General features: G+C 72.0%; 13 protein-coding genes. 5 read left to right on the top strand and 8 right to left on the bottom strand.

Annotated elements, in window-relative coordinates:
- The first annotated feature begins 81 nt into the window (after positions 1–81).
- Together EBE87_RS13010 and EBE87_RS13005 are read left to right on the top strand one after the other, a co-directional pair.
- The gene (locus EBE87_RS13010; protein WP_147426131.1) at positions 82–3474 is read left to right on the top strand and encodes a PAS domain S-box protein; all 3393 of its coding nucleotides are present in this window, start codon (positions 82–84) and stop codon (positions 3472–3474) included.
- Between the two features lie 28 nt (positions 3475–3502).
- On the top strand, positions 3503–3871 hold the full coding sequence (locus tag EBE87_RS13005) for a response regulator (RefSeq protein ID WP_120639548.1): 369 nt from the start codon (positions 3503–3505) through the stop codon (positions 3869–3871).
- A gap of 6 nt (positions 3872–3877) precedes the next feature.
- Here the strand turns inward: EBE87_RS13005 and xdhB are convergent, their stop codons facing one another.
- Genes xdhB through EBE87_RS12990 form a run of 4 tightly spaced genes read right to left on the bottom strand, consistent with a single transcriptional unit; the run spans position 3878 to position 8665 of the window.
- The gene (xdhB, locus tag EBE87_RS13000; protein ID WP_233553323.1) at positions 3878–6142 is read right to left on the bottom strand and encodes a xanthine dehydrogenase molybdopterin binding subunit; all 2265 of its coding nucleotides are present in this window, start codon (positions 6140–6142) and stop codon (positions 3878–3880) included.
- Positions 6139–7533 carry a xanthine dehydrogenase small subunit gene (locus EBE87_RS12995; protein WP_120639546.1) on the bottom strand — a complete coding sequence of 465 codons (1395 nt, stop codon included), beginning with the start codon at positions 7531–7533 and terminating at the stop codon, positions 6139–6141. Before EBE87_RS12995 ends, xdhB begins: the two co-directional genes overlap by 4 nt.
- Positions 7534–7578: 45 nt before the next feature.
- Complete coding sequence (locus tag EBE87_RS28990; RefSeq protein WP_158600958.1) at positions 7579–7734, bottom strand: hypothetical protein; 156 nt, start codon at positions 7732–7734, stop codon at positions 7579–7581.
- Between the two features lie 28 nt (positions 7735–7762).
- Positions 7763–8665: a polysaccharide deacetylase family protein gene (locus EBE87_RS12990; protein ID WP_120639547.1), complete on the bottom strand. Its 903-nt coding sequence runs from the start codon at positions 8663–8665 to the stop codon at positions 7763–7765.
- Between the two features lie 83 nt (positions 8666–8748).
- On the opposite strand from EBE87_RS12990, the gene cydD reads away from it, so the two are divergent.
- Both cydD and cydC read left to right on the top strand, forming a co-directional pair.
- Positions 8749–10449, top strand: coding sequence for a thiol reductant ABC exporter subunit CydD (cydD, locus tag EBE87_RS12985; protein ID WP_122140025.1), 1701 nt, complete (start codon positions 8749–8751; stop codon positions 10447–10449).
- Between the two features lie 6 nt (positions 10450–10455).
- Complete coding sequence (cydC, locus tag EBE87_RS12980) at positions 10456–12111, top strand: thiol reductant ABC exporter subunit CydC (RefSeq protein WP_122140024.1); 1656 nt, start codon at positions 10456–10458, stop codon at positions 12109–12111.
- 254 nt (positions 12112–12365) lie between these two features.
- On the opposite strand, the gene serA is transcribed toward cydC, so the two are convergent.
- Positions 12366–13649 (bottom strand): phosphoglycerate dehydrogenase, encoded by a 1284-nt coding sequence (gene serA / locus EBE87_RS12975; RefSeq protein ID WP_120640525.1) that lies wholly within the window; start codon positions 13647–13649, stop codon positions 12366–12368.
- Positions 13650–13895: 246 nt separating this feature from the next.
- Between serA and EBE87_RS12970 the strand changes: the two genes are divergently transcribed.
- Positions 13896–14240, top strand: coding sequence for a hypothetical protein (locus EBE87_RS12970; protein ID WP_120640526.1), 345 nt, complete (start codon positions 13896–13898; stop codon positions 14238–14240).
- A gap of 86 nt (positions 14241–14326) precedes the next feature.
- On the opposite strand, the gene EBE87_RS12965 is transcribed toward EBE87_RS12970, so the two are convergent.
- Genes EBE87_RS12965 through EBE87_RS12955 form a run of 3 tightly spaced genes read right to left on the bottom strand, consistent with a single transcriptional unit; the run spans position 14327 to position 17952 of the window.
- Positions 14327–16150 (bottom strand): polysaccharide biosynthesis/export family protein, encoded by a 1824-nt coding sequence (locus EBE87_RS12965; protein ID WP_120640531.1) that lies wholly within the window; start codon positions 16148–16150, stop codon positions 14327–14329.
- Positions 16140–17330: a capsule biosynthesis protein gene (locus tag EBE87_RS12960; protein WP_233553425.1), complete on the bottom strand. Its 1191-nt coding sequence runs from the start codon at positions 17328–17330 to the stop codon at positions 16140–16142. Before EBE87_RS12960 ends, EBE87_RS12965 begins: the two co-directional genes overlap by 11 nt.
- Positions 17299–17952: an ABC transporter ATP-binding protein gene (locus EBE87_RS12955; RefSeq protein WP_120640528.1), complete on the bottom strand. Its 654-nt coding sequence runs from the start codon at positions 17950–17952 to the stop codon at positions 17299–17301. The genes EBE87_RS12960 and EBE87_RS12955 overlap by 32 nt, the downstream gene beginning before the upstream one ends.
- Positions 17953–17955 lie beyond the last annotated feature (3 nt).

Here is a 17955-nt window from a genome sequence, read left to right as displayed (position 1 = left end):
TCTGGTATAAGAAGTGGGCAAGGATGACCGGGGCGGGCACCGCTCCCTCCGGATGGGCTGAGGGCGGGAGAGCGTGCGGGCTTGAAAATCGGGGAACCGCCAGCCTTGCCGGGGCAGTCGGAATTGATGGAGCAGCCCGGCGACACCATCCGGAGCCTGGGTACCTACGCCCGGCGCTGGCGGCCTACGGTGCGGCTGCACCTGCTGATCCTCTCGCTGACAACCCTGCTGCCGCTCTGGATGCTGGCCGGCTACACCGCCTGGCACGCGGCCGAGCAGCAGCGCGCCACCTTCGCCAACGACACGCGCGATGCCGCCCGCAACCTCGCCTTCGTGCTGGAGCGGGAAATGGTCGGGCTGCGTGGCGCGCTGACGGCACTGGGCAGCTCCCCGGCGCTGCGGGCCAATGACTTCGCCACCTTCCATGCCCAGGCGCTGGCGCTGCAAAGCGTCGATGGCAGCCGCATCCGGCTGACCGATGTCACCGGCCGCGTGCTGCTGGATACCAGCCTGCCCTATGGCGCGGCGCCGCCCGATGCCGTGCCGCCGGCCTCCCCCGGCGCCGACCTGCCGCTGCCCGATGCCTTTTCCGGCACCCTCGCGCCGGAGCGCCCGGGCTCCCCGCACCAGGTGGCCCTGACGCTGGAGGTGCCGCGCAGCGCCGGACAGAATCCGCTCTTCCTGTCCATCGGCACCGACCCGCTGCGGCTCTGGCTGGGCTCGCTGCGCCGCGCGGCGCTGCAGCCGGGCTGGATCGCGCTGATCGTCGATGCCGAAGGCCGCATCGTGGCGCGCGAGCCCTATGAGGCCAGCGCCATCGGGCGGCAGCTGCCGGTGGGCAGCGTGGCGCGGCAGGCGCTGGCCAGCGGCCAGTTCTTCGGCTGGTCGCGCGGCCGCTCGCCGGACGGGGTGGAACTGACCACCGCCTGGCACCGCGTCGGCGCCTCGCCCTGGCTGGTGGTGGTGGGGCTGCCGGCCACCGAGACGGACAGCCTGCTGGCGCGGGCGCTGCTGCCGGTGCTGCTGCTGGGCAGCGTGCTGCTGGTGCTCTTCACCCTTGGGCTGACCTTGTGGGTGGACCGCCGCGTCGCGGCGCCGCTGGCCCGCATGGGGCGGCTGGCCACGGCCTATGGCCAGGGTGCGCCGCTGCCCGGCCTGCGCCGCTCCGGCCTGCATGAGATCGACATGGTGGCGGAGGCGCTGATCGATGCCGCCGCCAGCCGCGAGGTGCTGGAGGCCGAGCGGCTGGAGCTGACCGCCCGCCTGCGCATGGTGCTGGAGAGCACCACGGACGGCGTGCTGGTGCTCGACCCCCAGTGGCGGCTGCTCTACGCCAATGGCCGCGCCCGGCTGCAGCTGGGCGGCGAGGGGGATGCCGTGGGGCGCATCCTGCCCGAGGCCTATCCGGGCTGGGCCCAGGGTGTCTTCGCCCACACTTGGCGCCGCGCGATGGATGAGCGGCGGCCGCAGCGCATCACCGCCTTCCATGCCGCCATGGGGCGCTGGATCTCCGCCGATGCCTATCCCTCGGCGGAGGGGCTGACCGTCTTCTTCCGCGATGTCAGCGCCGAGCGGGCGGCCGAGACCGTGCTGCGCGAAAGCGAGGCCTTGCTGAAGGCGGTGCTGGACAATGTGCCGGTGGGCATGGTGGTGGCCGAGGCGCCTTCCGGCCGCATGATCCTGGCCAACCGCCGCACCGGCGAGATCCTGCGCATGCCGCACCCGCTGTCCGACAGCATCGAGAGCTATGCCCGGGACTGGGAATGGTACCACCCGGATGGCCGGCGGGTGCAGGGCGCGGAAATGCCGCTGGCCCAGGTGCTGGCGCGCGGCATGCCGGCGGCGGCCGAGTTCCAGGCCCGCCGCGGCGATGGCGAACTGGGATGGGTGCGCATTTCCGCCAGCCCGGTGCGCGATGCCCAGGGCAAGGTGACGGGCGCGGTGGCCGCCATCACCGACATCGACATCGAGCGCCGTGCCGCCGAGCAGGTGCGGGAAAGCGAGCAGCGCTTCCGGACCCTGGCCGAGACCATCCCGCAGATCGTCTGGTCCGCCCAGCCGAACGGGGAGGTCGATTACGTCAACCCGCGCCTGCGGGACTTCACCGGGCTTTCGGGGCCGGATGCGCAGAAGATGCTGCCGCAGATCGTGCATCCGGACGACCAGCTCCGTGTCGAGCGGGCCTGGCGCCGGGCGATGCGGGCGGGCACGGCCTTCTCGGCCGAGCTGCGCCTGAAGCGGGCCGACGAGGGCTGGCGCTGGTGCGTGGCGCGCGCCCTGCCGGTGCATGGCCCGGAGCAGGGCGGGGAGCAGGGTCCGATCCGCCGCTGGATCGGCACCGTGACGGATGTGACCGACATGGTGGAGACGCGGGAGGCGCTGGCGCGGCAGGTTTCCGCCCATGCGGCCTCGCGCGAGGCGGCGGTGCGGGCGGCGGCGGCCCTGGCGGCCTCGGAAAGCCGCTTCCGCCGCTTCGCCGAGGCCAGCCCTGACGTGATGTGGATGACCGACAGCAGCGGCTCGGTGCTGGAATTCGTCAGCCCGGCCTTCGAGCGCATCTGGGGCGTGCCGCAGGAAGCCATCCTGGCCAACCCGCGGCTCTGGCTCGATGCCGTGCATCCGGCGGACCAGGACCGGGTGCGGATGGCCTGGAACGATTCCCGCTATGGCGGCACCTTCGATGCCGAATACCGCATCCACCGCCCCGACGGCGGCCAGCGCTGGATCCGCGATGTCGGCTTCCCCATCCTGGACGCGCAGGGCGGGCTGAGCCGGCGCGGCGGGCTGGCGCGCGACATCACCAGCGCCAAGGCGGCCGAGGCGCGGCAGGTGCTGCTGCTGGGCGAGCTGAACCACCGGGTCAAGAACACCCTGGCCACGGTGCATTCCCTGGCCTTGCAGACCGCCCGCACCGCCGGGGACGAATCGGAGGCGCTGCGCCGCTTCCTGGCCGATTTCCAGGCGCGGCTGATGGCGCTCTCCCGCGGCCATGACCTGCTGACCGCCCGTACCTGGCGGGGCGCGACGCTGAACGACGCGGCGCAGGCCGCGCTTTCTCCCTGGCGGCCCTTGCCGGCGGAGGGCAGCGAAGGGCAGGAGGCGGCGCGGCTGCGGCTCAGCGGCCCGCCGGTCTGGCTGGCGCCGAAGCAGGCGCTGGGCCTGGCGCTGGCCATGCACGAGTTGGCCACCAACGCTGCCAAGCATGGCGCGTTGAGTCGTCCAGAAGGCTCGATCCGCGTGGCCTGGCGTGAGGAAGAGGATGGCATGGTGGAATTGCTGTGGCAGGAGGAAGGGGGGCCGCCGGTGCAGCCGCCCCAGCGCCGCGGCTTCGGCAGCCGCATGCTGGAGCGCGGCCTGCCGGCGGAACTGGGCCCCGGTTCCTCGGTGGTGATGGATTACGCGGAGAGCGGCTTCTCGGCCACCATCCGCTTCCGTCCGGTCAATGGGCCTGGGGCTGAGGAGGAACGGGCTTGAAAGCAAAGACATGGAATGCCGGCTGCCGATGGACCCGCGCATGACTTTGAACGGACGGCGTATCCTGGTGGTCGAGGATGAGGCGCTGATCGCCATGCTGGTCGAGGATGCCTTGCTGGATGCCGGCGCCGAGGTGCTCGGCCCCGCCGCGACGGTGGAGGAGGCCCTGGCCCTGCTGGAGGACAGCGAGATCGGCGGGGCGGTGCTGGACATCAACCTGGCCGGCCAGCTTTCCACCCCCGTGGCGGATCTGCTGGCCGAGCGTGGCGTGCCCTTCGTGGTGGCCACCGGCTATGGCGCCGCCGGCCTGCCGGAGCATCACCGGGGCGTGCCGGTGCTGGCCAAGCCCTATGACCCGCGCGAGCTGGTGGAAACTCTGGAGCAGATCTGCGGCTAAGCCGCTTCAGCACCCGCCCAGGGCGCGCAGCACGCGCTCTGGCGTGGCCGGCAGGTCGAGGCGGGCGGCGCCGGTGGCGTCGCGCAGCGCGTTCCACACCGCCGTCGCCAGCATCAGCGGCGGCTCCCCCACCGCCTTGGAGCGGAAGATGGTCTCGGCCCGCGCCGGCGCATCCTCCAGCAGCTTCACGTTGAAGACCGGTGGCACGTCGCGCGAGCCCGGGATCTTGTAGGTGGAAGGGCCCAGGGTGCGCAGGCGCCCGGCGGCGTCCCACCACAACTCCTCGCAGGTCAGCCAGCCCAGGCCCTGCACGAAGGCGCCCTCGATCTGGCCGAGGTCGATGGCCGGGTTCAGGGAACGGCCGCAATCCTGCACCATGTCGGCGCGCAGCACGCGGTGCTCGCCGGTCAGCCGGTCCAGCAGCACCTCGGCCACGCTGGCGCCGTAGGAGAAATAGAAGAAGGGGTGGCCCTTCATGGCCACCGGGTCCCAGTGCAGGTCCGGGGTCTTGTAGAAGCCCGTGGCGGAAAGGCTGATCCGCTGGCTCCAGCAATGATGCGCCAGCTCGCCGAAGCTCATGCTGTGGTTGCCGGCCGTGACCTGGCCGTCGGTGAAGGCGACATCCTCCTCCGCCAGGCCCCAGAGCGCGGCGGCGGCCCTGGCCATGCGGGCGCGGATGGCGGTGGCGGCGACATGCGCCGCCCAGCCGTTCAGGTCGCTGCCGGTGGAGGCCGCCGTGGGGGAGGTATTCGGCACCTCGTCCGTCGAGGTCGCGGTGATGCGGATGCGCTCCACCTCCACCCCGAACACCTCCGCCACCACCTGGGCGACCTTGATGAACAGGCCCTGGCCCATCTCGGTGCCGCCATGGTTCAGGCGGATGGAGCCATCGGTATAGACGCTGACCAGCGCGCCCGCCTGGTTCATGGCGACGATGCCGAAGGAAATGCCGAAGGCCAGCACGAAGCTGCCCAGGCCCCGGCGCAGGGTCGGGTGGCTTGCGTTGAAGGCGTCGATCTCGGCACGGCGGGCGTCCCAGGCGGAGAGCAGTTTGGCCTCGGCCCAGACACGGCGGATCAGGTCGCCTTCCAGGTGCTGGCCATAGGGCGTCTCGTCGCCATTGGGGCCGCCGGCGAAGTTGTGCTCCCGCACCGCTTCCAGGCTCTGGCCGGTGGCGCGGGCGGCGGCCTGCAGCACGTCCTCCATCAGCAGCACGCCCTGCGGGCCGCCGAAGCCGCGGAAGGCGGTGTTGCTGACCGTGTTGGTCTTGCAGGCCAGGCCAGTGACGCGCACCGCCGGCACGTCGCAGGCATTCAGCGCATGCGTCACCGCCCGCATCACCACGCCGCCGGACAGGTCCAGCGTGCTGCCGCCATCGGCGGCCAGGGTGGCATCCAGCGCCAGCAGCCGGCCGGCGGCATCGCAGCCCGCGCGCCAGCGGAACAGGAAGGGGTGGCGCTTGCCGGTAGCGGCCATATCGGCCTTGCGCGCCAGCCGCAGCTTCACCGGCCGGCCGCTGGCGCGGGCGGCCAGGGCGGCGGCGGCGCCGACCCAGCTGGCATTGCTTTCCTTGCCGCCGAAGCCGCCGCCCATGCGCCGGCACTGCACGGAAACGCGGTTGTAGTCGCAGCCCAGCACGCGGGCGGCGATATGCTGCACCTCCGTCGGGTGCTGGGTGGAGGAATGCACGGTCAGGTCGCCATCCTCGCCGGGAATGGCCAGGGCGATCTGCCCTTCCAGATAGAAATGTTCCTGCCCGCCGCAGCGGAATTCGCCATCCAGCGCGATGGGCGCAGCCGCCAGCGCCGCCGCCGCGTCGCCGCGCTGCATCACCATGGGCGGCATCAGCAGGCTGTTCGCCGCCAGGGCCTCTTCCAATTCCAGCACCGGGGGCAAGGGGCGGATCTCCGGCCGCAGCGCGGTGGCGGCGGCGATGGCCTCGTCCCGCGTGTGGGCCACCACCAGGGCCAGCGGCTGGCCCCAGTGTTCCACGTATTCCTCGGCGAAGAGCCGTTCCCGCGCCTTGCCGCTGGGCGAGATGTCGTTGCGGCCTGGGATATCCCCCGGCCCCAGCGCCACCACCACGCCGGGCATGGCGCGGGCCGGGGCGAGGTCCAGGGGCGCCAGCGCGCCATGCGCCACGGGGGAGAGCGCCAGCACCGCATGCAGCAGCCCCGGCGGTTCCAGCATGTCGTCAGCGAAGCGCGCCTCGCCGGTGGTGTGCTTCAGCGCGCTGTCCTGGCGCAGCGCGGCGCCCATGCCGGTCTTCACAGCGCATGCACCTCCATCGCCAGTTCGGGATGCGCGGCGCGCCAGTAGAGCCGCCGCAGCAGCCCCGCCGCGCCCGCCGCGCGGTATTCCGCGCTGCCGCGCCAGTCGGAGAGAGGCGTGAAATCCCGCGCCAGAGCCTCGACGGCGGTGGCGAAGCTGGCTTCGGCCAGGGGGGCACCGGTCAGGGCGGCCTCGGCGGCGGCGGCGCGGGCGGGGGTGGCGGCCATGCCGCCGAAGGCCAGCCGGGCCTCGGCGATGCGCCCGCCTTCCAGCCGCAGCAGGAAGGTGGCGGAGACGGTGGAAATATCCTGGTCGTGCCGCTTGGAAAGCTTCTCGCAGACAAAGACGCTGTTCTGCGGCGGGCGCGGCAGGTCGATGCGGATGATGACCTCGTCCGGCGCCAGCAGCGTCTGGCGGTAGCCGGTGAAGAAGGCATCGGCCCCGACCACCCGCTTCCCCCGCGCCGCCGAGGCCAGCACGATGCGCGCGCCCAGCGCCAGCAGCGGCGGCAGCGCATCCCCGATCGGCGAAGCGGTGCCCAGATTGCCCCCCAGCGTGCCCATGCCTCGGATCTGGCGCGAGCCCAGGCGGCGCAGCAACGCGGCCATGGGGGCGAAATCCCCCTCCAGCGCCGGCAGCAGGCGGCCATAGGTGACGCCGGCGCCGATGCGCAGCCCTTCCGGCCCCGCTTCCAGGTGCTGCAGTTCCGGCACCGCCGACAGGCAAAGGATGGCGGGCGGCTTTTCCCGGTGTTCGGAGACGCGCAGGCCGAGGTCGGTGCCGCCGGCCAGCAGCCAGGCATCGGGCAGGGTGGCGCGCAGCGCCAGCAGGGAAGGAAGGTCGGCGGGCAGGTGGAATTCCTGCCCGGTGCCGCTGAAATGCCCGCCCGCCAGGGCAGCGGGTGGCGGGGCGGGGGCCGCGTCATCCTCCAGCCGGGAAAAGGCATCGAGGATCGGGCGGTAGCCGGTGCAGCGGCAGAGATTGCCTGCCAATGCCTCATGCACGCTGCCGCCTTCGCGGGCATGCGCCCAGGCGGACATGACGATGCCGGGGGTGCAGAAGCCGCATTGGGTGGCATCGGCCTCGGCCATCGCGCGCTGCACCGGGTGGGGGGCGCCGCCGGGACCGCGCAGCCCTTCCACGGTGCGGAGGCTGCGGCCATGCATCTGGCCCAGCAGCGCCAGGCAGGCATTCAGCGGCACGCGGCGGCCGTCCGGCTCCTCCGCCACCACGGTGCAGGCGCCGCAATCGCCCTCGGCGCAGCCTTCCTTGGTGCCGGTCAGCCCGGCCTCAGGCCCGCGCAGCCATTCCAGCAGGGTCTGGCCCGGCGGGGTGCCGGGCGGCAGGCGGCGGGTCACGCCGTTCAGGACGAACTCGATGCATCCGTTCATCCCGGAAGCGAAGCAAATCCCGCGCCGTGCCGGAAGGGATTGTTCTCAGCGCCAGTTGATGCCGCCGCCGGCGCCGCCATAGAAGCCGGAGGTGCCCGGCCGATGGGCGGAATCCCGGTCCTGGCTGCAGGCGGAGAGCGTGCCGGCCGCCAGGACCAGCGTCAGGACAGCGGCCAGGCGGGCCAGGGTGGTGCGGGTCATTGTTCGTCTCCCTCGTGGTGGTGGATGGTCAGGGCACGGTGCCTTCCGGCAGGCCGGCCACATGGTCCAGGATGCCGCCGGCGGTGGTGATCCAGACCTCTTCGCGCGCCGCCGCGATCGTGGCCAGCGCTCGCCGCAGCGCCCGCAGCCGATAAGGCTGGCCGATCAGGTAAGGATGCAGGGCGATGCCCATCACCTGCGGCTTGCCATCCCGCACCTGCCGCAGCCTTTCCGCGAAATCATCCAGGATCATCTCCGCGAACTGCGCCGCGCCGTCCTTGCGGGCCACAATGGCGGGGATGTCGTTGACCTCCTGCGGATAGGGGATGGCCAGCAGCCGGCCTGCGCGGGTGTTCATCCAGACCGGCTGGTCGTCGGCGCACCAGTTCAGGGTGTAGCGATAGCCGGCCTCGGCCAGCAGGTCCGGCGTGGTGCGGCTCTCGGCGATCCAGGGGGAAAGCCAGCCGCGCGGCGCCGCGCCCTCATGCCGCGCGATGGCGGCGGTGGCCTCGGCGATCAGCGCGCGCTCCTCCGCCTCGGGCAGGGTGCTCTGGCGCTCGCTGTTGCTGCGGCCATGGCCGGCGATCTCGTCGCCCCGGGCGCGGTGGGCGGCCACCAGCTCCGGCGCGTAGTCATACATGGCGCTGTTCAGCAGCACCGTGGCGGGCAGGGCGAGTTCCTCCAGCAGTTCCAGCACCCGCCAGGCGCCGACGCGGTTGCCATAGTCCCGCCAGGCATAGTTCAGCACATCCGGCTGCGGCCCGCCGCCGCCATTGGCGCCCGGCGCCAGCTCCGCCCCCAACCCCTCGCCAAAGGCGAAATGCTCCAGGTTCAGGCCGAGATAGACGGCCAGCCTGGCCCCGCCCGGCCAGCGGTATTCCGGCCGCTGCGGCCAGGGATGGTAGGCATAGCGACCATGGCTGGGCAGCATCGGCGGGGGTTTTCCTGCATCCGGCGGGCAATTCGCACAGGCAGCGATACCGCCCCGGGACAATCTGTTCTAGAACGCCCGGCATGTCCCTGCCCCGTAAGGCCGAGATGGCCCGGGCGCGCGCCCTGCTTTCGGCCGCGGCACGTGAAAGCCGCGGCCGTCTGGCGCGCCCGGTTCTGCTCGGCATCGCCTCCATTGCCTGCGGCATCGCCCAGGCCTGGTTCATCGCCCGCCTCCTGGCCGCCCTGCTCGGCCATGGCGAAGCCCGCTGGGGCGAGGCCGGCTGGCCGGAACTCGCCGCCGCCGCCGCCCTGGCGCTGCTGGCCACCGCCCTGACGGTGGCGCAGGAGCGTGCCCAGGCCGCCGCCGGCGCCGCCGCCCGCGCCACGCTGCGGGACCGCGCCTTCGCCGCCCTGCTGGCCGCCGGCCCCGCCGACGAGCGCCCGGTGGGCGAGCGCGCCGCCCTGGTGGTGGACCGGATCGAGGCTCTGGACGGTTATTTCTCCCGCTGGCTGCCCGCCGCCATCCTGGCCGCCGCCGGGCCGCTGCTGATCGCGCTGGCGGTAGCGGCGGTGGAACCGTTGAGCGGCGTGATCCTGCTGGTGGCCGGTGCGCTGGTGCCGGTCTCCATGGCCATCACCGGCATCGGCGCCGCCGTGGCCTCCCGCCGCCAGTTCGATGCCCTGCAGGCGCTGTCCGGCCGCTTCCTGGACCGCATGCGCGGCCTGCCGCAACTGGTGCTCTTCCGCCGCCAGGACGCCGAGGCCGAGGCTTTGAGCGAGGCCGCCACCGACCTGCGCCGCCGCACCATGAAGGTGCTGCGCGTCGCCTTCCTGTCCGGCCTGTCGCTGGAGGCCATTGCCGCCGCCGTGCTGGGCTGCTTGGCCTGGCGGCACGGCAACCTGCTGGTGGGCGGGCATCCGGAGCCGGTGGCGGCGGTCTTCTCCATCCTGCTGGTGCCGGCCTTCTTCGCGCCGCTGCGCGCCTTCTCGGCCGCTTATCACGAGCGCATGTCCGCCAATGGTGCCGCCGCCGCCCTGGCGCCGCTGCTCGCCTCCGAGGTGCCGCAGGAGGAGGGGCTGAAGCTCCAGGAGATCCCGCCCTCCTTGGTGGTGACCTTTGAGGGCGTCGGCCTGACCTATGACGCCGCGCGCGGCGCCGCGCTGTCGGACCTTTCCTTCCGGGTCATGCCGGGGGAGGCGCTGGTGCTGGCCGGCCCCTCGGGCTCCGGCAAATCCTCCGTTCTGCGCCTGCTGATGGGCTTCCGCCTGCCGGATACCGGGCGCATCGCCTTCAATGGCCGCGACGCCACCACCCTGGCCCCCGCCGAGCTGCGCCGCCTTTCCGCCTATGTCGGCCAGAAGGCGCATCTCTTCCGCGCCACCATCCGCGAGAATATCGCCCTGGCCCGCCCCGATGCCACGGATGCCCAGGTGGAGGCCGCCGCCCGCGCCGCGCGGGTGACGGATTTCACCGACAGCATGCCGCAGGGGCTGGAAACGCTGGTGGGCGAGGGCGGCTTCGGCCTGTCCGGCGGGCAGGCGCAGCGCGTGGCCATTGCCCGCGCCTTTCTGCGCGACGCGCCGCTGGTGCTGCTGGACGAGCCCACCGCGCATCTCGACCCCGGCACCGAATCGGATGTGCTGGACAGCCTGCGCCGCCTGTGCACCGGCCGCACCGCCATCATCGCCACCCATTCCACCGCGCTGCGCGCCCGCTTCAACCGGGTGCTGGAGCTGGAACACGGCCGCGCCCTGCCCGGCACCCGCATGGCCGGGGAGTGAGCCTCCATGCTGCATGACCTGACCCGCGTCCTCGGCCTCTGGCGCTCCCGCTGGGGCTGGCTGATCGCCGGGGCCATCGTCTCCATCCTGGCGGTGCTGGCCGGCGTGGCGCTGCTGGCCTTCGCGGGGCGTGGCGTCTCCGAAGGGCTGCGGACCGGCGCCCTGGCCGGCGCCGCCGCCGGCTCGCTGATCCTGCTGCGGCCGCTGATCTTCCTGCGCCCCGGCGCCCGCTACTTCGAGCGGCTGGTGACCCATGCCGCCACCTTCCGGGCGCTGGCCGATACCCGCGTCTGGTTCTTCCGCCGCCTGGCCGAGCGCCTGCCGGGCGGTCTCGGCCTGCGCGGGGCGGGCGACCTGCTGGGCCGCCTCGTCACGGATGTCGAGGCACTGGACGGGCTTTATCTCCGCGCCCTGGTGCCGGTGACCGCCGCCCTGGCGGTGGTGCTGGCTGCCGCCGCCATCCTGGGCGCGCTGGACCCGGCGCTGGCCGCCATCGTGGCGCTGCCGCTGGCCCTCGCGCTGCTGCTGCCGCCCCTGCTGGCCCCCGGCGCCGCCCGCGCCGCCGAGCGGGTGGCCGAGGCGCAGGGCGGCCTGCGCGCCGCCGCCATCGACCCGCTGCTGGGCATCGAGGACACACTGGCCGCCAATGCCGAGCCGCGTGCCGCCGCCCGCCTTTCCGCCGCCGCCGAGGTGCTGACCGCCGCGCAGAAGCGCCTGTCCCGCCGCTCCGCCTGGGGTGGCGCCGCCGGCACGGTGCTGGCGCAGGCGGCGCTGCTGGGGGCGCTGGCCTATGGCCTTTCCGGCGGCCCCGCCGCCGTGGGCGTGGCCGTGGTGGGCCTCTTCCTGGCCCTGGCCGCCGGCGAATCTCTCTCCGCCCTGCCGCGCGCCGGCACCGCCCTGGCCGCAGCCGGCGCTGGCGCCCGCCGCCTCTTCGAGGCCGCCGACACGCCCCCGCCGGTGGCCGAGCCCGCCACCCCCGCCGCCCCGCCCAAGGGTTATGCGCTGAAGGTGGAGGGTCTGCATTTCGCCTGGAACCAGGACCGCGACCCGGTCTTCACCGGCCTGGACATGGACCTGCCGGAAGGCGGGCGCCTGGCGCTGCTGGGGCCGTCTGGTGCTGGCAAGTCCTCGCTCGCCGCGCTGCTGCTGAAGCTGGCGGCGCCACAGGAAGGGCGAATCCTGCTGGGCGGCGTGGATATCGCCACCCTGGCGCATGACGAGGTGCGCGCCCGCATCGCCTGCCTGACGCAGGATGCCCGCCTCTTCGACGACAGCATCGCCGCCAACCTGCGCCTCGCCGCGCCGGATGCGAGCGACGAGGCGCTGTGGCGTGCCCTGGACCGCGCCGGCATCGGCGATGTGGTGCGCGCACTGCCGGAAGGGCTGGAGACCGGTTGCGGCGAGGGCGGCGCGCGCTTCTCAGGCGGGCAGGGGCGGCGGCTGGCGCTGGCCCGCGTGCTGCTCTCCCCCGCGCGCATCCTGATCCTGGACGAGCCGGCGGCGGGGCTGGACCCCTCAGCCGAGCGTGCCTTCCTGGAGACGCTGGACACCGCCACCGAAGGCCGCAGCGTGATCCTGATCGCGCACCGGCTGCTGGGGGTGGAACGGCCGACGCGCATCCTGCGGCTGATCGCCGGGCGGGCCATTCCGGCGATGCGGTGAGAAAGGCTGGAGGGGCGCCGCCCCTCCAGGTCACCCCGCTGGGTGACAGGGTCACCCCAGACCCCGCCAGCAATTGAGCCCTGACGGCACGGTGGTTCCGCCGGAGGTCATCGACCTCCGGCGACTGCGGCCTCAGCGCGCGTGGCCGTCATTGCGCCACCCTGGGCTTGAAGCCTTTAGAAAACTCGAAGCGGGGTCCGGGGTGGACTCTCCACCCCGGCGGGGTCCAGGGGCAGCGCCCCTGGCCTGTCCCCTCAGTGCCGCTCGTAGATCAGTCGCGCCCGGATGGTGCCCGGCACGTCCCGCAGTGTCGCCAGCAGCGAGTCGGGTTCCGCCACGTTCTCGGCGTCCACCACGACGTAGCCGATCTGCGGGTCCGTCTGCAGGTACTGGGCGGTGATGTTCAGGCTGTAGCGGCTGAAGGCCTCGTTCAGCGCCGCCAGCACGCCCGGCACGTTGCGGTGGACATGCAGGAAGCGGGTGCCGCGCGCCGTGGCGGGCAGGGTGACTTCCGGGAAGTTCACCGCGCCGAGCGTGGCGCCGGTGTCGGAGTAGTCCGACAGCTTGCGGGCGGTTTCCTCGCCGATGCGCTCCTGCGCCTCTTCCGTGCTGCCGCCGATATGCGGCGTCAGGATTACGTTGGGCAGGCCCTGGAGCGGGGTGGTGAAGCGCTCGCCGTTGCGCTTCGGCTCCTCGGGGAAGACATCGGCGGCGGCGCCGAGCAGGTGGCCGGACTTCAGGGCCTCGGCCAGGGCGTCCAGGTCCACCACCTTGCCGCGGCTGTTGTTGATCAGCAGCGCGCCCGGGCGCATGGCCGCGATCTCGGCGGGGCCGATCAGGTGGGTGGTCTGGTCCGTCTCCGGCACATGCAGGGTGACGACGTCGGAGGCCGCGAGCAGGTCGTGCAGGGAGGCGGCGGCGACGGCATTGCCATGGCCCAGCTTCGGGATGGTGTCGTAGTAGATGACGCGCATGCCGAAGGCCTCGGCCAGCACCGAGAGCTGGCTGCCGATATTGCCGTAGCCGACGATGCCCAGCGTCTTGCCGCGCACTTCCTTGCTGTTGTCGGCCGACTTGTCCCAGCCGCCGTCATGCGCGGAGCGGGAGCGGTCGGGGATGCGGCGCAGCAGCATCACGATCTCACCCATCGTCAGTTCCGCCACGCTGCGGGTATTGCTGAAGGGGGCGTTGAAGACCGGGATGCCCAGCTCCTTGGCAACGGCCAGGTCCACCTGGTTGGTGCCGATGCAGAAGCAGCCCACCGCGATCAGCCGGTCCGCCGCGCGCAGGGCCTCGACCGTGAGCTGGGTGCGGGAGCGGATGCCCAGCAGGTGCACGCCCTGCAGCGCCTCGGTCAGCGCCTCGCCTTCCAGTGCCTTGGTTTCGCGCTGCACATTCGTGTAGCCCGCGCCGGCCAACAGGCTGACGGCGGTGTCGGAAACGCCTTCCAGCAGAAGGATGCGGATGCGCTCCTTGGGCAGGGAGATGCGCTGATTCGACAGCGGAACGACGGGGCTGGGTGCGGTGTGATTCGGCATGGCGTGCTTCCATGCCCCCGAAATTGCCGCGCGAGAAGTGCGAAACCGCGGGACGTGCCGTGTCGTTCGGGAAGACGTGGGGGTGGCGGAAAGCGCCATGCCAGAGGCTGAGCCGGGTAGGACATGGCCCCCATGCGCCTTCCCCGGGGATGCGGGTGTTGCGGCCAATGGCCGATGCGGCCATGTCCCGCATCCGCGACCCCCGCCGTGCAAGAAGCGGGATCGACGCGTTTGGAGATAGCCCCCATGGCCCTTGAGACTTTCGCCCTGCCGCCGGCAGCCCGCCGGCGCATGACCCTCGACGCGCTGACTGACCTGACCCAGGGTGACCTGGCCGACCGCCTGCGGCTGGAGGCCGCCGCCCGCATCCTGTGCACCGTCCGCCGCGTGGCGGAGATGGTGCAGGAAGGCTCGCTGCCCGGCGGCGTGGCCGCGCCCGCCGTGGTGCAGGATTGGAACCCGCGCCTGACCACCGCGCGTGAGCATGCCGAGACGATGACCCCGGCGCAGATCGACCGCCTGCTGGCCGAGGCGCCGGGCTGGGCCGAGGCCGTGCTGCTGGCCCGCCCCGCGCAGCGCCACGCCGCCTGATGCCGGAGGGGCCTTCGGGCCCCTGGCCGCCGCGCATGAAAAAAGGCCACCGGGTTGCCCCGGTGGCCTTTTTTCTGATCCGCGCCTCAGAGGCGGCCGACGTAATAGCCGGTGAGCGCAGTCTGGTAGACGAGCTGCAGCAGGTCGCGCGTGATCTGGAAGCTCTTGGCGCCCAGCTGCGGCAGGGCGATCAGCTCGTCGCCAGGGCGCGGGCCCTCACGCGGGTCGAGGATCACCTGGCCGCTGGCGCGGCGGATCATCACCGCATCCGCGTCGCCACGCTGGGTCACGCCGCCGGCGGCATCCAGGTACTGGCGGATCGTCATGCCCTCACGCCAGACCACGCCGCCGGGGTTCAGCACCTCGCCGCCCACCAGCACGGTGTCGGAGCGCTCGGGGATCACGATGGTGTCGCCATCCTCCAGGCGGATGCGGGCGCAGCGGCCCTGGTCGTCCACCGCCACCAGCCGGCCTTCCGGCTGGATGCGGCGGCCGCGCTGGATGTAGCTGGAGACCAGCTGCGCTTCCTGCGTGCGGATCTCGGCCACGCCCGTGGTGGCGGAGGAGGCGGTGAAGAGCTGCCGCTCCAGCCGGTCCAGCGCCTCATTGATGGAGCGGAGCTGCTGCGCCGCCAGGCGCTTGCGCAGCACATAGACCGAGCGCGTATCGGCCAGGGCCGGGTTCACCTCGATATAGTCGAGCAGCTGGCAGAGATTGGCGTCGCGGTCGGCCACCAGCACGGAGGGACCGATGCGGCTGCCTTCCACGAAGACGCGCACGGTGGGCGCCGGCGAGTCGGTGATGAAGGTCACCACGTCCTGGTCCAGCAGCGGCAGGCGGCGCAGCTCGGCCAGGGTGGCGTAGCGCGACCAGGGTTGGCTGTTGCGGGTGCCGCGCACCACGGCATTGGTGGCTGCCGGCAGCGGCCCGGAGAGGTCGATCAGCTCCTGGCCCTGCATGGAGCGCCCGTCCACCTCGAAGAGGTAGTTGTTGCGCACCGCGCCATCGGCCGAGATGGTCGCGCCCTGCTTGCCGACCACGATGGTGTCGCCGTCCTGCAGCGAGATATTCGGCAGGCTGCCGCGCAGCAGGAAGGGGTAGAGGTCGATGCGATTTACCACGCGGCCGCCACGGTTGACCGTGATGTCGCGGTAGGAGCCGCGGGCGGGGTCCACGCCGCCGGCGCGCAGCAGGAAGTCCAGCGGGGTATCGGAGGCCGAGCCCTGGTGGCGGCCAGGCAGCCGCACATAGCCGGTGACATAGACGCCGAGGCGCCCCGCAGCCAGCAGCACGGCATAGACCTGCACCTGCTGGGTGTAGATGCGGCGCACCTCGGCCTCGACCGTCTGCTGCAGGTCGCCGGCGCGGACGCCGGCCAGGCGCAGCGGGCCGATGGAGGGCAGGAAGAGGTTGCCCTGGTTGTCCAGCGCGCCGATGGCCTCGGTCTCCACCGGGCCCCAGACGCGGACGCTGACGCGATCGCCCGGGCTCAGGCGGTAGTTGGGGTTGCCGCTGTCGGAGGGCGTCGGCGCCCCGCGCGCGAAGAGGGCGGCACCGAAGACGGTGCGGCTGGGTCCGGGGTTACGGAAGGGCTCGGCCAGCGGGCCCTGGGCGGTGGCGCCGGCCTCGGCCTCGGTGGCGCTGCCGGCGCGGTTGACGACGGTATCCGGCGCCAGCAGGCTCGGCACCTGCTGCATGGCGCCGCTGTTGGTCATCAGCCCCGGCGTCGGCGAGTTCAGCATCTGCTGGCCGCCGGCCTGCTCGCTGTTGAGCTGGGTCTGCTGGGCCCGCTGGGCCTCCAGCATCTGCTGATACACGTTCTGCTGCGCGCTGGCGGGTGCCGGCGCCACGGCGGCGGCGGCGAAGGCCAGCGCTGTCAGGAGAGCGGGAAGACGGCGGCTAGAGCGCATGTTCGCGAACCCCGGCGAGAAGAAGCCAGCCGACGCCATAGAGCATCGACAGGACGGCAAAGAAGCTGATCAGGAAGATGGCCGCGCGGGGGTAGAGCGGGTATTCGGCCATGTTGGGCTCCACCACGCGCGCGAGGAAGAGCTGCTGGCGCTGCGCCTCCATCCGCGCCATCTCGAGCGAGGCGGTGGCGGAGGCGAGCTGCTTGTTGGCGAATTCCCGCTCCTGCGCCAGGCGCTCGAAGACCGAGATCCGCTCGGGCAGCGCTTCGGCGCCGGTGGTCAGGCGGTCACGCTCGATGCGGATGCGGGCCTGCAGGGCCTGGATGCGGTTGCGCAGCGTGGCGATCTGCGGGTTGTCCGGCCGCATGAAGGCGGACTTCTCCTGCAGCTCGGTGCGCGCGGTGTTCAGTTCCTTTTCCAGCGCCGCGAAGCCGGCCTGGTTGATCTGCGCCAGGCTGACCGGGTCCACCGCCTGCTCCCGCTGCCGCCATTCGGTGATGGCGGTCTGGGCGGCGATGACGCGCTCCTCGGCGCGGCGCAGCTCGCCCTGCGCGAAGTTCACCGAGGCTTCCCGCGCGCGGGAGGAGAGCTTGTTGACGAATTCCTCGGACAGGCGGAGCTGCTCCTCGGCCACCCGATGCGCATCCTCCGGCCGGAAGGCACGGGCGCGGATGGTGGTGATGCCGCCCGTATTGTCCACGGTCACCGTGTTCATGTGGTGGTAGTAGAGCGCCATCAGCTCGGCCGGCAGGTCGGGGCTCCAGAGCCGCGCCAGGAAATCGGCTTCCGGCCGGCGGTAGATCTCCACCAGCCCGATCCGTGTCTTCAGAGATTCGATCGCGTCATGGGATTCGAGATAGTCGCGCACCGTCAGGGCCTCGGCCGGCACCTGCTTGAAGCCGGCGGCGGCGCCCAGCATCTCGCCCAGAGAGGAGGAGGTGGAGCCGCGCGATTCCTGCTGCCCGCGCACCACGAAACGCGCTTCCGAGACATATTGCCCGGCGGCGATGCCATAAAGGTAGATGGCGGCGATCAGGGTTGGTAGCCCCACCAGCAGCAGGAAGAAGCGTCGCCGCCACAGCATCCGCAGCAGCGCCGACCGTGGGGCGACGGCCGCAGGGCGTGCCCGCCCGGCGGAGATGGGGATGTCAGAGACCCTGGTAGGCGGCGATAGCTTCATCGACATCCTCATAGAATTCCAGCATGCCGTTCCGCAGGATGGCAGCTGTATCGCAGTATTGGCGCACATGCTGTGCGTTGTGCGACACAAGAATCATCGCGGCATTCTCACGCCGGACTTCCAGCATGTGACGGCATTTGGCGGCGAAGCGGGCATCGCCGGTCGAAAGCGCCTCATCAACCAGATAGCAATCGAAGTCCACTGCGAAGGACAGGGCCATCAGCAGGCGGCTGACCATGCCGGATGAATAAGTGTTCACAGGCTCGTAGAAGTAACGGCCAAGCTCGGCGAATTCTTCCACGAAATCCTGCGTCTGCTGCACCGGCGTGCCGTAGAGGCGGGCGATGAAGCGGGCATTGGTCGCGCCCGTCGCCACCTGCTGCAGGCCGTAGCTGCCGCCGATGGGCCAGGAGATGCTCATCTCGCGTCGGATGATGCCGTGGGTCGGGTTGTCCACGCCGCTCAGCAGCCGCATGAGGGTGGACTTGCCGGAGCCATTGCGCCCCAGGATGCCCACATGGTCGCCCTTGCGGATGCGCCCGTGCACACCGCGCAGGATCTGGTTCTGGAGGCCCGTGCGGTGGCTGCGATAGCTCTTCCAGACGTCGATCAGCTCGATCATCGG

Source organism: Teichococcus wenyumeiae (genome assembly GCF_003696345.1).
Classification (GTDB): domain Bacteria; phylum Pseudomonadota; class Alphaproteobacteria; order Acetobacterales; family Acetobacteraceae; genus Pseudoroseomonas; species Pseudoroseomonas wenyumeiae.
This window is presented reverse-complemented; position numbering and strand designations above follow the sequence as displayed.

Coding starts and splice junctions, on each gene's coding strand:
- EBE87_RS12995 (WP_120639546.1), bottom strand. CDS start 7,533: ATGAACGGATGCATCGAGTTCGTCCTGAACGGCGTGACCCGCCGCCTG.
- EBE87_RS12960 (WP_233553425.1), bottom strand. CDS start 17,330: ATGAAGCTATCGCCGCCTACCAGGGTCTCTGACATCCCCATCTCCGCC.
- EBE87_RS13005 (WP_120639548.1), top strand. CDS start 3,503: ATGGACCCGCGCATGACTTTGAACGGACGGCGTATCCTGGTGGTCGAG.
- serA (WP_120640525.1), bottom strand. CDS start 13,649: ATGCCGAATCACACCGCACCCAGCCCCGTCGTTCCGCTGTCGAATCAG.
- cydC (WP_122140024.1), top strand. CDS start 10,456: ATGCTGCATGACCTGACCCGCGTCCTCGGCCTCTGGCGCTCCCGCTGG.
- EBE87_RS12955 (WP_120640528.1), bottom strand. CDS start 17,952: ATGATCGAGCTGATCGACGTCTGGAAGAGCTATCGCAGCCACCGCACG.
- EBE87_RS12970 (WP_120640526.1), top strand. CDS start 13,896: ATGGCCCTTGAGACTTTCGCCCTGCCGCCGGCAGCCCGCCGGCGCATG.
- cydD (WP_122140025.1), top strand. CDS start 8,749: ATGTCCCTGCCCCGTAAGGCCGAGATGGCCCGGGCGCGCGCCCTGCTT.
- EBE87_RS12990 (WP_120639547.1), bottom strand. CDS start 8,665: ATGCTGCCCAGCCATGGTCGCTATGCCTACCATCCCTGGCCGCAGCGG.
- EBE87_RS28990 (WP_158600958.1), bottom strand. CDS start 7,734: ATGACCCGCACCACCCTGGCCCGCCTGGCCGCTGTCCTGACGCTGGTC.
- EBE87_RS12965 (WP_120640531.1), bottom strand. CDS start 16,150: ATGCGCTCTAGCCGCCGTCTTCCCGCTCTCCTGACAGCGCTGGCCTTC.